Here is a 13,733-nt window from a genome sequence, read left to right as displayed (position 1 = left end):
CTTCTGGCATATGTCAAAGGCCCGGCCGTGGGCGGAGCCGACACCAGGGGTTACGGTGCACGTGTGGTGAGCGACGAGGCGAACGGTACGGCGGGCGCGGTGGGTACGGACACGGGGGAGGCGGCGGTGACTTCGGGCACGGCGGTGCTGCTCGCGGCGGCGCCGGCGGGGCGCGGCCGCACCATGGACGCGGCGTCCGTGCTGCCCGCGCTCGCGGCGGTGCCGCCCGGCGTCCTCACCGGCACGGCGACCGCGACGCTCGTCGAACTCGCCGACCCCATCGACCCGCAGACCGTCCTCACCCGGCTCCGCGCCGCCGCGCAGAGCCCCGGCCCGCTGGTCGTCTACCTCGCGGGCCAGCTCCATCTGGACCGCCGCCAGCAGCTGCCCCACCTCGCGTTGGCGCGCAGCACGACGGCGGCCCTCCGCTACACGGCGTTCCCGTGGCACTGGCTCGCGGAGGCGGCCGCGTCGGGACCCACCACGGTCGTGGCGGACCTCGTGGCCGACCCGGAGGCCTGGGCCCGCCTCGGCACCGGCCCGGACCTGCTGCGACTGAGCCCGTCCCCGACGCTGTACGCCCGCGTCACCCCGCCGCCGCGCAGGGGCGAACGCACCACCCCCGACTACCTCCGCGCCTGGGCCGACCAGTGGCGCGCCGGCACCCGCGCCCCCTTCTCCGCCCTGCACGCGGAGTCGGCCGCCCGCACCATGTCACCGCGGTCCCTGTTCCTGCCGCCCGCGCCCCCGGCGGGGGAGTGGGGCCCCGGGGCGGGAACCGCGGCGCCCATGACCGCTCCGACGCCCCTTCCGGCGGCGACCCCGGACCCGGCGCCCGTACCGGCTCCCGTACGCGCGCCCGCGCCCGTACTCGAAGCCGCGCCCGGACCCGCGCCCGTACCCGAAACCGGGCTCGCGCTCGAAACCGGGCCCGCACCCGCACCGGCGCGCATCCCCGCCGCCGCCCCCGAGCCCGTACACGCCGCTGTAGCCGTGCCCGAATCCGTAGCCACAGCCTCAGCCGCGCCCGGCCCCGTACCCGACCCCGCAGCTGCGCCCGTCCATGCACCCGACCCCTCGGCCGGGCGTGTGCCGGGGGGCGTCCCCGTGGCGGAGGGCGTGTCGGGTCGAATGGGCGGGGGGACGGCTGCACCCGCCTCCGCTCCGGAACCGGTTCGGGTCCCGGTTCCGGAGGCCGTTCCCGCCCCGGCGGGGCCGACGGCCCCGGCCCGGATTCCGCCCCTCCCTGCCGGGTACAGGGCGGCGCCGCCCGTGCCGGATCCCCCCGTGGCCGAGGCCCCGGCTGTGTCCGGCCCCCCGTCGGAGGCCCGGCCTGCGGACGGGACCGGAGCCACGCCGTCGGCCGCGGCCCCGGACGGCCCTGCGGATGTCGAGCCCGAGCCCGGACCGGTGGGCGAGGAGGCGGTCCCCGAGGCGGGGCCCACGGCAGGGGCGGAGGGCGAGTCCGCGCACGGGGACGTGGGTACGCCCGGCCCGGAGGCGGAGAGAGAGCTCGCGTCCGCGTCCCCGTCCCGGGGCGGAGACGACGGCGGGTCCGTCCCGGTGGATCCGGTGATGCCGGCGGGGGTCGTATCCGCGCGCGGGGGCGGCAGTACGGCGGTCCCGGCGGCTGAGAGGGTGGTCGCGTCCGCGCCCCCGTCCCTGGGCGGGGACGGCGCCGACGGCGGGTCTGCCCCAGTGAATCCGGCGGCGCCGGCGGAGGACGCACCCGCGCCCGGGGCTGACAGTACGGCCGACCCGGCGGCGAAGAGGCAGGTCGCGTCCGACTCCCCGTCACGGGACGGGGACGGCGCCGACGGCGGGTCCGTCCCGGCGGGTCCCGTCGCGCCGGCGGTGGATGCATCCGCGCCCGGGCGTGACGGCACGGCCGACCCGGCGGCGGTGAGGCAGGTCGCGTCCGCGTCCCCGTCCCGGGACCGGGGCGGCGCCGACGGCGGGTTCGCCCCGGTGGATCCGGTCGCGCCGGCGGGGGGCGCATCCGCGCCCAAGATCGCGGGCGCGGCCGCCCCCACGCCCGGGACGGGTGCCGAGCCCGGCGCGGACGAGCGCCGCGCACCCGTGCCGTCGGTCGCCGGCGAGGGCGAAGAGGGCCCGGGGACCATGAAGTTGGTGCCGTCCGGCGGGCGCGGGACGGGGCGCGGCATCCCGCCGATGCCCTCGGTCCCTCCCACCGTGCCTGCCGGGGCCGTCGACCCGCGGCGCGCCGGGTACGGGCAGAGCGCGTCGGCGGAGCCGGCTCCGCACGATCCGCATCCCGCGATCCTGTCCGCCGCGATGGCCGGGCGGCACGCCGAGGCCGCGGAGATGGCGGCCGCGTGGGAACGGGACGCCCTGCGGCGGTTCGGGCCCCGGTCGGCCGAGGCGGTGCACTGGATGGAGGTCCGGGCGGACCTCGCCCGACTGGCGGGCGAGCCGGCCCGGAGCTGCGAGCTGTGGCTCGCCGTCGCCGAGGCGCGCCTCGGGCTGCGCCAGCAGCCGGACGACCGGGACGTCGAGGGCGCGGTGGACCGGGCGCACCATCAGTGGGAGCAGATCACCGAGCCCGCCCGGGCCCGGGCCCTCGGCCCCACGCTCTTGGCGCTCCGCCGCCGCGTTCCCGGCCGCCGTCCCGGTGCGCTGGAGGCGCTCCGCCGTCGGATGCACGCCCGCTGACGCCTCCACGCACCGGCTCGGGGGAGTCGCGGTGCCGCGCGGACGAGCGGGAGGCCGACGGCGGGGACGGCCGGTTCGCAGGACCGGTCGCCCCGTGGCGGAGGGCAGACGGAAGGCGCCCGGGTCCACCACCCGGCTTCCCGGGCCGAGGAGCGGGTCCGCCGGACGGGCCGCCGCCGCCCCGACCCTGCGGGACGCGGACGTCCTCGCGGGGCCACTCGACGACCCCGCGACGACCCGCGACGGCGGAGGCGCGGCGGCCGACCCGAACCTGCCCGCCCGCCGCCTCCCCGACCCGCTCGACCTGGCCGGTGTGCCCGGCCCCCGCCCCGAAGTCCTCGACCCTGCAGGAGGGTTCCTCGTGACGTCTCTCGCCCGTGCCCAGCGGTCGCTCGCCGATCCGTCCGTGCGTCACCCGCTGTGGCCGCCGCTGACCGCCGGATGCCCGGTGACGTCGACCGACGAGGTCGCCTACCCGCTGGAGGTGGAGTACGACTACGACGCCGTCCCGGCGGACCTGTTCACCCGGCCCGTCGCGCACGGCCTCGAACGGTGGGCGCCCCTGCTGCCGCCGCTGGCCGCGCCGGGGTTGGGGGAGGGGAACACGCCGCTGGTGGAGCTCGCCGACGGGGTGTGGGTGAAGGACGAGTCGCGCAACCCGACGTGGAGCCACAAGGACCGGCTGAACCGGGTGGCGGTCAGTGCCGCGGTGGCCTCGGGCGCGCGGGGGATCGTCGTGTCCTCGTCGGGCAATCATGGTGCGGCGGCCGCCGCGTACGCGGCTCGTGCGGGGCTGCCGTGCGCCGTGTTCACCTCGCCGGACGCGCCGCCCGCCGTCGCCTCCCACCTGCGGGCCTATGGCGCGACCGTGCTGACCGTCCCGTACGCCTCCGTACGGCCCCTGATGCGGAGGATCGTCGACGAACTGGGTTTCCAGTCGGTCAGCAGCGTCACGGACTCCGCACACACCGGGCACCCGTTCGGCCCGGAGGGGTACAAGACCCTCGCGTACGAGATCGCGCTCGCGCTCGGGCGGGCCCCCGCCGCCGTCCATGTGCCCACCGGATACGGCGAGTTGCTGTTCGGTGTGGCCAAGGGGTTCCAGGAGCTGGCCCGGCTGGGGGTGACGGACGCGGTGCCCCGGATGTACGGCGTCGAGCCGGCCGCCGCGGGCGCCCTCACCGAGGCGCTGCGGTCCGGACGGCCGGCCGCCCGCGTCCCCGTCGGGCCGACCGCCGCCTACGCCATCGACTGCGAGGTGAACAGCTACCGCGGGGTCCTCGCGATCCGGCGCACCGGCGGTGCCGCCCGCACTGTGACGGATCCTCAGCTCGTCTCCGCTCAAGAGGAGTTGGCGGCGCAGGGCATCTGGTGCGAGGTGTCGGCCGCCGCCGGCCTCGCCGGCCTGCGCACGCACGGTCCTGACCCGGCGCACGAGGAAGGGCCCGTCGTCTGCGTGGTCACCTCCAGCGGCTACAAGGACGTGACGACGGGACGGGCGGCGGTCGCGCCGATGGACGCCGACTGGGAGGCCGTACGGGCCCTCCTGGAGGCCTGAGCGCCGCCCGGCGGCGCCGGGCCCCGGGGCGCCTCGGTACGCTGACCGCGCCGTGCCACCCCGCGGGTCAGAAGCGGAGCCACTTGTCGCGGGCCCAGTGCCACACCGAATCCCAGCGGTCCTCCGTGAGGCCGCCCGTACCGGCGCACGACCAGAAGACGACGGCGTCGTCGGGGCCGACGAGGTAGAAGTCGCCCTCGTCCTCGCACAGGACGATCAGCTCGCGCGGGACGCCCTGGTCCCAGGCGATCGTCATGAGGTCCGGCAGGTAGGTGTACCCGCCCTCGTCCGTGACGGTGACGGGCTCCAGGCGCCCGCGCTCGACATCGCCGACGTGGAGCAGGAACTCCCGCAGCCCGGCGGGCAGCCGGATGTCGTACTCCTCTTCGATCCGCGCGAGGTGCCGCTCGTCGGGCAGCTGTACGGGAGCCTCCTCCGGCCAGCGGGTGTCCCGGATGTACTGGATGACGTCCTTCACGAATCCCCTCACGCCTGCCTGCCGCCTCGAACCCGCCACCGCGGATCCCGGTGATCATTCCGGGGCGGACGACCACACGCAACCGCAGGCGGCCGGGCCGCGCCTCCACGACGGCGCCCCGAAGCCGGTGCGGCGGGGCCGTCCGGTCCTCTGCGCGGAACCGCAGGCGGGCCGGTTCGCGTCCCCGCGGAGGCGCCCCGAAGCCGGTGCGGCGGGCCATCGCGTCCTCCGGGCTGCGATGATCGGACGCATGACCGTCTCACCGCCCCGACGCCCGGCCGCCGTGCTCCGCACCGAGCGGCTGGAGCTGCGGCCCGTGCGGAGCGCGGACGTCCCCGTGGTGACCCGGCTCTGGACCGATCCGGAGGTGCGGCGCCACCTCGGCGGGCCGGTCATCGACTCCGTCGTCCGGATCCGGCAGCGGCGGATCGTCGGCGCGCCCGGCTGCCACGTCGTCGCACGGGCCGGGGACGGCGCCCTGCTCGGCCTCGTCACCGTGGAGCCGTCAGGACACGGCGGCGAGACCGAGGTGTCGTACCAGTTCCTGCCCGAGCACTGGGGGAGCGGTTACGCCCGCGAGGCGGTGGCCGCGGTCGTCGCCCGGGTCCTGGAGACCGCGCCGAGCGTCGTCGCCGTCACCCAGGAGGAGAACCACCGCTCCCGCCGCCTCCTGGAGGCCGTCGGCCTGGAACACGCCGACTCCTTCGTGGAGTGGGACGCCCACCAGGTCCTCTACCGCCGCCGCGCCTGAGCGGCGCGGCCGGGAGACGTCCCTCAGGGCCCGCCGCCGTCCGCCAGGCGGGTCACGGCTCGTTCCAGGCGGGCGGCGCGGGTCCTCGCCGTCCGCGCCTGCCACAGACCGAGGATGATCAGATAGCGGTCCGTCTTCCCCAGCGCCTCGAAGGCGAGGGCCGCCTCCGGGCGGGCGGCGAGGGCGGCCGCCAGGTCGTCGGGGACCGTCGCGTCCTTCTGGGAGGGGTACGCCGCCTCCCACCGGCCGTCCGCCCGTGCGGCCCGCACCTCCGCCAGGCCCGGCTCGCGCATCCGGCCCGCGGCGAGCAACTGCTCGACCCGGCGGACGTTGACCTGGGACCAGAGGCTGCGGGGCCGGCGCGGGGTGATCTTCTGGAGGTACGAGCGCTCGTCGCGGGCCTTGCGCTTGCCGGTGATCCAGCCGTACGCGAGCGTGGCGTCCAGGATCTCGTCGGCCGTGGGCGAGGGGAGCCCGCCGCCCCCTCGGCCCAGCAGCAGCCAGATGCCGGCCGTGTCGCCGTGGTGCGCGGCCAGCCACTCCTCCAGCTCGCCGCCGCCGTCGAAGGCGAGGACCCGGAGTCCCTCGTCCGTGCCGACCGATTCCACGGGCGTCCGCCTTTCCTCGCGTCGCGCCCACGATATCGACGCGGGGCGGGTGTCGTCGCGCGTGCGGCACGGCGGGACCCCCGCGCGGCCCGCGGAGCGTCGCTCGGCGACACCCGCGTGGGAGGCTTCCGCCGCGGGCACGGGATCATCGACCTGACCGACCGTGCCCCCGACGCCCCATGCCTAGGAGCCGTGAGACCCGATGTCCTTCCTGGTGATCGGCGAGTGCGTCGCCGACGTCGTCCGTGAGCCCGGCGCCGCCGACGTCGTCCACCCGGGCGGCAGCCCCGCCAACGTCGCCTACGGCCTCGCCCGGCTCGGCCGGGCCACCACCCTCCTCACCCAGCTCGCCGACGATTCCGCCGGGCGGCTCATCGCCGGACACCTCACGGGCGCGGGGGTGCGGCTCGCCCTCGGCGGTGCCCCCGCCCGCACCCCGTCGGCCGTCGTCTCGCTCGACGGAAGCGGCCGGGCGACGTACGCCTTCGACATCGCCTGGACCCTGAGCGCCGAAGAGCCGCCGGCGACCCCGGAGCCGGTGCGGCACGTGCACCTGGGCTCCATCGCGGCCGTCACCGACCCCGGCGCCGCCACCGTGCTCGCGCTGACGGAACGGCTGCGGGCCACCGCCACCGTCAGCTACGACCCGAACGTGCGGCCCGCACTCATGGGGGAGCGCGCGGCGGCCGCGGCCCGGGTCGAGCGGTGCGTCGCCCTCGCCGACGTGGTGAAGGCGAGCGACGAGGACCTGGCGTGGCTCCACCCGGGAGAACCGCCCGAGGCGGTCGCCGCGCGCTGGCTGGCGCTCGGGCCCTCCGTCGTCCTCGTCACCCGGGGAGGGGAAGGGGCGCTGGCCGTGACCCGGCGGCACACGGTGACCGCCGGGGCGACGCCGGTCTCCGTCGTCGACACCGTCGGCGCGGGCGACTCCTTCATGTCGGCCCTCCTCGACGCCCTCGCCGACCGCGACCGGGCCGCGCTCGCCGCGCTCGGCGCCGGCGACCTCGCCGGACTGCTGGCCCGGGCGGCCGCCGCGGCGGCCGTCACCGTCTCCCGGGCCGGCGCCCGGCCACCGGACCGGGCGGAGCTGGACGCGGCACTCACCGGCCGGTGAGGGGGGCGCGGGCCCGAGGCGGCGGCCCCGGTCGCGGTCAGGTGCGGGCGTGGCTCGTGATGTCCTCCGCGAACCGTTCGACAAGCTCCGGCGTCACCGTCGGGCGGGCGGCGGCGATCGCCGCCAGGTAGTCGGTCGTGCGCGCGCCCGGCGCTCCGGCGTCAACGCCCCGGGCGCCGGTGGCGACGAGGTCCCGCTCGAAGGACGCCTGCGCCGCCACCCGGGCCGCGTGCTCGATGTCCGCCGGGGTGAACAGGTCGCTGGCGAGGACCAGTTCGTCGATGTCCACCTCCGGGCGGCCGTCCGCGTAGCGGGACCAGATCGCCGCCCGGGCCCCCTTGTCCGGCGTGCCGATCGGGATCAGGTAGTCGAAGCGGCCGGGCCGCAGGAACGCGGGGTCGAGGGAGCGCACCGAGTTGGTCGCGCACACCAGGAGCCGCTCGTCGCCCTCCCGGAAGCCCGGGATCAGCTTGAGGAGTTCGTTGGTGACCCCGTGCAGCCCGCCCGGCTGGGCCGGCTCGGAGCGGACCGGGGCGATCTCCTCGACCTCGTCGATGAAGACGAGCACCCGGTCGAGCTCCGCGATCCGCGCGAAGGCGGTGCGCAGCGCCGCCGCGAGGTTGCCGCCGTCAGCGAGCCGCGACGGCAGGATCTCCACGAACGGCCAGCCGAGCCGCGAGGCCACCGCGCGGGCGAAGGTCGTCTTGCCGGTGCCCGGCGGGCCGAACAGGCAGATCGCCCGGGGCGGCCGGACCCCGTGCAGGGCCGCCCGCTCCGGCTCGGCGAGCGGCAGCACGACCCGCCGCTCGATGAGGTCCTTCTCCCGCTCCATGCCGGCGACCTTCGCCCACAGGTCGCCCGGCAGGAGCCGGCCGCCGAGGTCGTCGAGCAGCCCGGCGGCGGGCCCGTGCAGCGGCTCGGTCTTCTCGAAGTACGCGACCGCGGGCCGGCGCGTGTACCCGGCGTTGAGGAGCCCCTCGCCGAGCAGTTCCTCCTCGGGGAGGACGTACGCGATCCTCCCCACCCGGGCGGCGACCAGCTTCCGCTCCAGCTCCACCAGGAGGGCGCTGGCAAGTCCCCGGCCGCGCCAGCCGTCGGCGATCGCCACCCTCATCACCCAGGCGCGCTCGCCGGAGACGCAGGCGAGCGCCGCGCCGATGGGCACGCCCTGGTGGACGGCGACGACGGCCGGCTGCCGGGAGGTGAGCGCGCCGATGCACTCGGCGAGCGAGAAGACGGACTCCTGTCCCAGTTCGGCCGTGGTGTCGATCAGGTGGACGACGGCGGCGAGATCGTTCTCGCGGTAGTCGTGGATGTGCCAGTTCACCGGTGGTACCGCCCCTCGTGTGCTCGTTGCGGCGAGGCTAGGCGGGGGCGGTGGGGCGGGGCCTGCGCCATCCTGCACAAGGAGCGGCGCGGAAACGCGCCGCTTCGTCACTGGGCGCAGCGGCGCGGACACGCGTACGGCGGCGCTCCCGGGGGAACGCCGCCGTGGGACGGGGAAGTGCGTGCCTCACTTCCTGCGCTTGCTCATCAGGAGTCCGCCCGCGGTGAGGGCGAACAGGCAGACGCACGCGCCGGCGATGACGTTGTTCAGGATCATGCCGGTGTCGGGGCTCCGGGTGACGACCCACGGGGCGACGATCGTCCAGGCGCCGAGCAGCAGGACCACGAAGTTGAGGTCCTGGGAACGCTCGGGTGCCATCGACGCGCACAGGCCGAGGACCGCGAGCGCGATGCCGACGACCAGGTTGGTGATGGCCAGCTCCGGCCTGGATGCCGCGAAGTGGACCGTGTAGGCGGAGATCGCGATCCAGACGCCGGCGAGGATGACGAGTTCCTCGACGGCCGCGACTCCCCTGGTCTGCATGATCTGTGCGTAGCGCGCGCGCATCTCCGTCGCGTCGGGGTGTCCCGCGATGTCACCGTGTCGGTGAGAGACGTCGGCCATGTGACTCGCCTCCTTGCTGTGGCGTGTGCGTGTCGGACCGCGCTCGCGGCACGAATGCCGCAGTCCCATTGTGCGCTTATATGTTCCTTATGTGAAGCCGGGGCGAGAGGGTCGGACCGGTGCGGCGTACGCTGGGAGAGGACTCGGGGCACCCGCTCACCGCCGGGAGGCGGAGACGATGACCGGCATCACGCGAAGAAGTTTCGACCAGGCGGACGAGACCCGTCCCTTCGAGGGCGACAAGGGCAGGCTCGATCTGCTCACCACCGAGAGCGGCTCCGTCGGACGGGCCGTGTTCGAGCCCGGCTGGCGGTGGTCCGAGCACGTGAAACCCATCGCCGGCACGGACAGCTGCCAGGCGGCACACGTCGGCTACGTGGTCAGCGGACGGATCCACGTCGTCATGGACGACGGCGAGGAGGACGAGTTCGGCCCCGGCGACTTCATGGAGGTCACTCCCGGCCACGACGCCTGGGTCGTCGGCGACGAAGCCTGCGTGGCGCTGGACTGGAACGGCTTCGCCGACTACGCCAAGGCCTCCTGACCCCCCTCTTCCCGCGCCCCGGCACCTCCTCGTCAGGGCTCTCCGGAGGGGGCGGACCACGGAACGGCGGGGACGGCCGCGACGGCGGCCGCCCCCGCCGTTCCGTCGGTCGCCGCCCGCGCCGGAGGAGGCCGCCGCCGCTTCGAGCGGCGGTCGTCAGCCCGGACGGGTGGCCGGGGAGTCCAGGGCCTCGTCCAGGGTCGTCGCCGCCATGATCAGCGAAAGGTGGGTGAAGGCCTGCGGGAAGTTGCCGAGTTGCTCACCGCTCGGCCCGATCTCCTCGGCGAACAGACCGGCGTGGTTGGCGTACGTGAGCATCTTCTCGAAGGCGAACCGCGCCTGCCGCACCCGTCCGGCCCGCGCCAGCGCGTCGACGTACAGGAAGGTGCAGAGGCTGAACGTGCCCTCGGCGCCCCGCAGTCCGTCCGGGGCGGCGCCGGGGTCGTAGCGATGGACCAGGTTGTCCCGGACGAGGCCGCTCTCGATCGCGTCCAGGGTGCTCAGCCACCGCGGGTCCGTCGGATTCAGCAGCCCGGTCCGGGGCACCAGCAGCAGCGAGGCGTCCAGCACGTCCCCGCCGAAGTACTGGGTGAGCGCCCGGCGTCGCTCGCTCCAGCCGCGCCGCATCACCTGCGCGAAGATCTCGTCCCGCGCCGCCCGCCAGGTGTCCAGGGCCGCGGGCCGGCCGAACTCCTCCGCGAGCCGCAGCCCCCGGTCGAAGGCCACCCACGACATCACCCGGCTGAAGGTGAAGTCGCGGCGCCCGCCCCGCGTCTCCCAGATGCCCTCGTCGGGCGCGTCCCAGGCGTCGGCGAGCCAGTCGAGCATCCCCGACACCGCCCGCCACCCCTCGTACGTCGGCAGGATGTCCTGCCCGCCGCCCTGCGCCAGCGCGTACATCGCCTCGCCGAAGATGTCGAGCTGCAGCTGGTCCGCCGCCGCGTTCCCCACCCGCACCGGAGCCGAACCCCGGTACCCCTCGAACTCCGACAGCACCTCCTCGGGCAGCGAGGGGTCCCCGTCCACCCGGTACATGATCTGCAGCGGCCGCCCGCCGGCCGGGCCCTCCGACCGCTCGGCGACCCGCGCCGTCAGCCACTCCGTGAACGCCGCCGCCTCCTCCGCGAACCCCAGGTCCAGCAGGGCCCGCACGGCCAGCGAGCCGTCCCGCACCCAGGTGTAGCGGTAGTCCCAGTTCCGCTCGCCGCCCACCTGCTCCGGCAGCCCCAGCGTCGGCGCCGCGATGGGCGCGCCCGACGGCAGGTACGTCAGCAGCTTCAGCGTGATCGCCGAGCGGTGCACCATGTCGGGCCAGCGCCCCCGGTACCGCGCGGTGCGCACCCACCGCTGCCAGAAGTCCACCGCGTCCCACAGCGCGGCCTCCGCCTCCCGGGGGTCCGGCAGCGACGGCGGCGCGGCCTCGGGACCGTCCACGGTGAAGGACGCCCCGGCCAGCTGTCCCTCGGACAGCTCCAGACGGCCGCGCACGTCGTACGGCCCGTCCGGCTCCAGCGGCACGTTCGTCTGGAGGAAACCCGCCATCGCCGCCGAGCGGAAGGTCGCCGTGCGGCCGTCGATCCGGACGTCGTGCGGGGTCCTCCCGAAGCCGAACCGGGGCCGGCACTCCAGGGTGAACGCGATGCTGCCCCGGGTGCACCGCATCGCCCGCATCAGGGTGTGTCGGGAGGTCGGCCGCCCCGTCCGGTCCGGCGGCATCCAGTCCATCAACTCGCCCACCCCGTCGGGGGACATGAACCGGGTCACCAGGATCGCCGTGTCCGGATAGTAGAGCTGCTTGACCGTCACGTCCGGCCCGTCCACCGAGAGGCGGAAGTAGCCGCCCCGGTCGTGGTCCAGGAGCGCCGAGAACACCCCCGGGGAGTCGAACCGGGGCGCCGCGAACCAGTCCACGACGCCCTCGTCCGAGATGAGCGCGGCGGTCTGCAGATCCCCCACCAGGCCGTGCTCGGCGATGAGCGGATAGCGCTTCATCCCTCCACTATCCGCGATGGTGCCCCGGCGCGCGCCCGAGACGGGATGCCGCCGCCTGTCGGCGGGAGCATCATGGACGGTGAACGGAATCGGAACGGCTTCCCCACGCGGTACGGACCCCGGCTCCGACTTCCACGCAGGTACCGGCTCCGACCTGGACGCAGGGACCGGCTCCGGCAGCGGCGCAGGCACCGGCCCCGACACCGGAGCACGCACCGGGCCGCCGCCGTCCTCCCCTCCCGCTGATATCCCCGTGACCCGGCGCGCCCGGCCGGGCAGAATGCCGCCATGATCCAGGACGACCGCCGCACCCCCGTGCCCACCGCCGGCGCCGACGAGCGCGCCACGCTGACGGCCATGCTCCAGTTCCAGCGGGACACCCTCGCGCTCAAGTGCGCCGGGCTCACCCCGGAGCAGCTGAAGGAGCGCGCCGTGCCGCCCTCCGGGCTCTCCCTCCTCGGCCTCGTCCGGCACGCCGCCGAGGTCGAGCGCGGCTGGTTCCGCAACGTCCTCGCGGGGGAGGACAGCCGCAGTCCCTGGACGCCGCCGGGCTCGACCGAGTGGGCCGACTTCGACGTCGAGCACGCCGACGCGGAGGCGGACTTCGCCGTCTGGCGCGCCGAGTGCGCCCGCTCCCGCGCGATCGTCGAGGCGGCGGACTCCCTCGACGCCACCGGACGGCGCGGGGAGGAGACGTACTCGGTCCGCTACGTCCTCGCCCACATGATCGAGGAGTACGCCCGCCACAACGGTCACGCGGACCTGCTGCGCGAGCGCATCGACGGCACGACGGGGGAGTGACACCCTCGTGACGGAAAGCCGCCACCCGGACGTCGCCGAGGCGATCGAGCGCGAGCTCCGCCTCCACGACCCCGTCGTCCGCCTCTCCCGGCCGCTCGCCGAGGCCCTGTTCGACCCCGGGTTCACCGAGGTCGGTGCCTCCGGGCGGCGCTGGACGTACGCGGAGATGCTCGCCGCCCTGCCCGCGCTCCACGGCGGCGAGGACGGACCGCCCATCGTCGCCGAGGCGTTCGCCGGCACGGTGCTCGCCCCCGGCGTCGTCCACCTTACCTACGAGACCGTCATCGGCGGCCGCCGCGCCCGCCGTTCCTCCCTCTGGCGCCGCGACACCGCCGGCACCCTCCGCCTCTACTACCACCAGGGCACCCCGGTCCCGGACGGCCCGGCTCAGCCGTAGGCGTCCGTCACGCAGTCCGCCGCGCAGCCGCGCTCGCGGAAGCTCCGGCGCAGGGCCGCCGCCGCGTGCCGCCGCTCGACGAGCTCGTGCCCGTACCGCTCGCGCACGAGCCGTTCGACGGCCTCGACGGTGACGATCGCGGGCTCGCCCTCGCCGGCGGCCCGCCGGGCGGCGGCGATGGCCGCGTCAGCGGCGCGCGTCAGGTCCCGGACGTACGCCCGGTGGGCCATCACGGCCGCCCGCCGCGCGGCGAACGGGCGGGTGGCGCGTCCCTTCGCCACCAGTCCGGCCACGATGAGGCCGAGCCCTCCGCCGCCCACGATCAGCCCGGCCACGACGCTGCCGACGCTCCACTGCACGATCCGTCGCCCCCTCCTCGTCCGCAGGGGATCCTACGGCCGGGGGTCAGGCCTGCACGAGGTCGCCGTGCCGGTGGACCACCCGCCACTCGCCGTCCTCGCGGCGGTACGTCTGGGTGGCGCGGAGCGTGTAGACGCGGGCCTCGCCGTCCACCGACGCGGCGATGTGCTCGAAGCACGCCGTGTAGGCCATGTCGCCGACGACGTCGTGCCCGATCACCTCGATGCGGTAGTCGACGCAGTCGGAGAAACGCCGGGCGAGCGCCGTGAAGAGGGTGTCCACGTCCTCCTGGCCGACGGCGTTGTACCAGGCCCCCAGGACGCTCACCGGCTCGCGGCGCGACCAGAGCGCCCGGCGCGGCGCCGGGTCCCCGTCGTGCAGGGCCCGCTCGGCGGCCTGGAGATCGGTCCTCACCCAGGTGAGGAAGTCGTCCCGGACGGTCATGCCTCCATGATGCGCACGCGGGTCCGGGGCCGCACCCGCACGGGCCCCGGGCCCGCGCCGGC

Annotated in this window: 14 protein-coding genes; 7 read left to right on the top strand and 7 right to left on the bottom strand. The window is 75.9% G+C overall.

All coding sequences use genetic code 11. The features are described 5' to 3' along the window. Positions 1-63 precede the first annotated feature (63 nt). Both ACFZCF_RS18750 and ACFZCF_RS18745 read left to right on the top strand, forming a co-directional pair. On the top strand, positions 64-2,673 hold the full coding sequence (locus ACFZCF_RS18750) for a hypothetical protein (RefSeq protein WP_391287364.1): 2,610 nt from the start codon (positions 64-66) through the stop codon (positions 2,671-2,673). A 361-nt stretch (positions 2,674-3,034) separates the two neighbouring features. Further along, entirely contained in the window at positions 3,035-4,231 is a 1,197-nt protein-coding gene (locus tag ACFZCF_RS18745) for a pyridoxal-phosphate dependent enzyme (protein ID WP_391287613.1), read from the top strand. Positions 4,232-4,298: 67 nt separating this feature from the next. Here the strand turns inward: ACFZCF_RS18745 and ACFZCF_RS18740 are convergent, their stop codons facing one another. Continuing rightward, complete coding sequence (locus ACFZCF_RS18740; RefSeq protein WP_388444461.1) at positions 4,299-4,721, bottom strand: SMI1/KNR4 family protein; 423 nt, start codon at positions 4,719-4,721, stop codon at positions 4,299-4,301. A gap of 238 nt (positions 4,722-4,959) precedes the next feature. On the opposite strand from ACFZCF_RS18740, the gene ACFZCF_RS18735 reads away from it, so the two are divergent. Continuing rightward, positions 4,960-5,460, top strand: a complete 501-nt coding sequence (locus ACFZCF_RS18735; RefSeq protein WP_388444458.1) for a GNAT family N-acetyltransferase — start codon at positions 4,960-4,962, stop codon at positions 5,458-5,460. Positions 5,461-5,483: 23 nt separating this feature from the next. Here the strand turns inward: ACFZCF_RS18735 and ACFZCF_RS18730 are convergent, their stop codons facing one another. After that, a complete protein-coding gene (locus ACFZCF_RS18730; RefSeq protein WP_391287361.1) occupies positions 5,484-6,068 on the bottom strand; it encodes a YdeI/OmpD-associated family protein in 585 nt (194 codons plus the stop codon). Between the two features lie 202 nt (positions 6,069-6,270). Here ACFZCF_RS18730 and ACFZCF_RS18725 point away from each other — a divergent pair, with 202 nt between their 5' ends. Further along, positions 6,271-7,182: a PfkB family carbohydrate kinase gene (locus ACFZCF_RS18725; protein WP_391287360.1), complete on the top strand. Its 912-nt coding sequence runs from the start codon at positions 6,271-6,273 to the stop codon at positions 7,180-7,182. A 37-nt stretch (positions 7,183-7,219) separates the two neighbouring features. Here the strand turns inward: ACFZCF_RS18725 and ACFZCF_RS18720 are convergent, their stop codons facing one another. Both ACFZCF_RS18720 and ACFZCF_RS18715 read right to left on the bottom strand, forming a co-directional pair. Next, positions 7,220-8,509 carry a GNAT family N-acetyltransferase gene (locus ACFZCF_RS18720; RefSeq protein WP_391287358.1) on the bottom strand — a complete coding sequence of 430 codons (1,290 nt, stop codon included), beginning with the start codon at positions 8,507-8,509 and terminating at the stop codon, positions 7,220-7,222. Between the two features lie 186 nt (positions 8,510-8,695). Continuing rightward, positions 8,696-9,133, bottom strand: a complete 438-nt coding sequence (locus tag ACFZCF_RS18715; protein ID WP_388444447.1) for an SPW repeat protein — start codon at positions 9,131-9,133, stop codon at positions 8,696-8,698. A 178-nt stretch (positions 9,134-9,311) separates the two neighbouring features. On the opposite strand from ACFZCF_RS18715, the gene ACFZCF_RS18710 reads away from it, so the two are divergent. After that, on the top strand, positions 9,312-9,677 hold the full coding sequence (locus tag ACFZCF_RS18710; protein WP_388444444.1) for a cupin domain-containing protein: 366 nt from the start codon (positions 9,312-9,314) through the stop codon (positions 9,675-9,677). A gap of 156 nt (positions 9,678-9,833) precedes the next feature. Here ACFZCF_RS18710 and ACFZCF_RS18705 read toward each other — a convergent pair whose 3' ends face one another. Continuing rightward, the gene (locus ACFZCF_RS18705; RefSeq protein WP_391287355.1) at positions 9,834-11,669 is read right to left on the bottom strand and encodes a glycoside hydrolase family 15 protein; all 1,836 of its coding nucleotides are present in this window, start codon (positions 11,667-11,669) and stop codon (positions 9,834-9,836) included. A gap of 288 nt (positions 11,670-11,957) precedes the next feature. Here ACFZCF_RS18705 and ACFZCF_RS18700 point away from each other — a divergent pair, with 288 nt between their 5' ends. Then, complete coding sequence (locus tag ACFZCF_RS18700) at positions 11,958-12,470, top strand: DUF664 domain-containing protein (RefSeq protein ID WP_391287353.1); 513 nt, start codon at positions 11,958-11,960, stop codon at positions 12,468-12,470. 7 nt (positions 12,471-12,477) lie between these two features. Beyond that, positions 12,478-12,867 (top strand): DUF4440 domain-containing protein, encoded by a 390-nt coding sequence (locus ACFZCF_RS18695; RefSeq protein ID WP_388444437.1) that lies wholly within the window; start codon positions 12,478-12,480, stop codon positions 12,865-12,867. Here the strand turns inward: ACFZCF_RS18695 and ACFZCF_RS18690 are convergent. Both ACFZCF_RS18690 and ACFZCF_RS18685 read right to left on the bottom strand, forming a co-directional pair. Continuing rightward, positions 12,858-13,226, bottom strand: a complete 369-nt coding sequence (locus ACFZCF_RS18690; RefSeq protein ID WP_391287351.1) for a hypothetical protein — start codon at positions 13,224-13,226, stop codon at positions 12,858-12,860. The genes ACFZCF_RS18695 and ACFZCF_RS18690 overlap by 10 nt on opposite strands. Positions 13,227-13,272: 46 nt before the next feature. Continuing rightward, the gene (locus ACFZCF_RS18685; protein ID WP_388444431.1) at positions 13,273-13,671 is read right to left on the bottom strand and encodes a nuclear transport factor 2 family protein; all 399 of its coding nucleotides are present in this window, start codon (positions 13,669-13,671) and stop codon (positions 13,273-13,275) included. Positions 13,672-13,733: the final 62 nt, after the last annotated feature.

It is taken from the genome of Streptomyces sp. NPDC007945 (assembly GCF_042958885.1).
Classification (GTDB): Bacteria; Actinomycetota; Actinomycetes; order Streptomycetales; family Streptomycetaceae; genus Streptomyces.
The sequence above is the reverse complement of the archived record's forward strand: the minus strand, read 5'-3'. Positions and strand labels throughout refer to the sequence as shown.

Bases quoted from the DNA above. Each gene is read 5' to 3' on its own strand.
- ACFZCF_RS18735 (WP_388444458.1), top strand. From the start codon at position 4,960: ATGACCGTCTCACCGCCCCGACGCCCGGCCGCCGTGCTCCGCACCGAG.
- ACFZCF_RS18725 (WP_391287360.1), top strand. From the start codon at position 6,271: ATGTCCTTCCTGGTGATCGGCGAGTGCGTCGCCGACGTCGTCCGTGAG.
- ACFZCF_RS18715 (WP_388444447.1), bottom strand. From the start codon at position 9,133: ATGGCCGACGTCTCTCACCGACACGGTGACATCGCGGGACACCCCGAC.
- ACFZCF_RS18710 (WP_388444444.1), top strand. From the start codon at position 9,312: ATGACCGGCATCACGCGAAGAAGTTTCGACCAGGCGGACGAGACCCGT.
- ACFZCF_RS18705 (WP_391287355.1), bottom strand. From the start codon at position 11,669: ATGAAGCGCTATCCGCTCATCGCCGAGCACGGCCTGGTGGGGGATCTG.
- ACFZCF_RS18700 (WP_391287353.1), top strand. From the start codon at position 11,958: ATGATCCAGGACGACCGCCGCACCCCCGTGCCCACCGCCGGCGCCGAC.
- ACFZCF_RS18685 (WP_388444431.1), bottom strand. From the start codon at position 13,671: ATGACCGTCCGGGACGACTTCCTCACCTGGGTGAGGACCGATCTCCAG.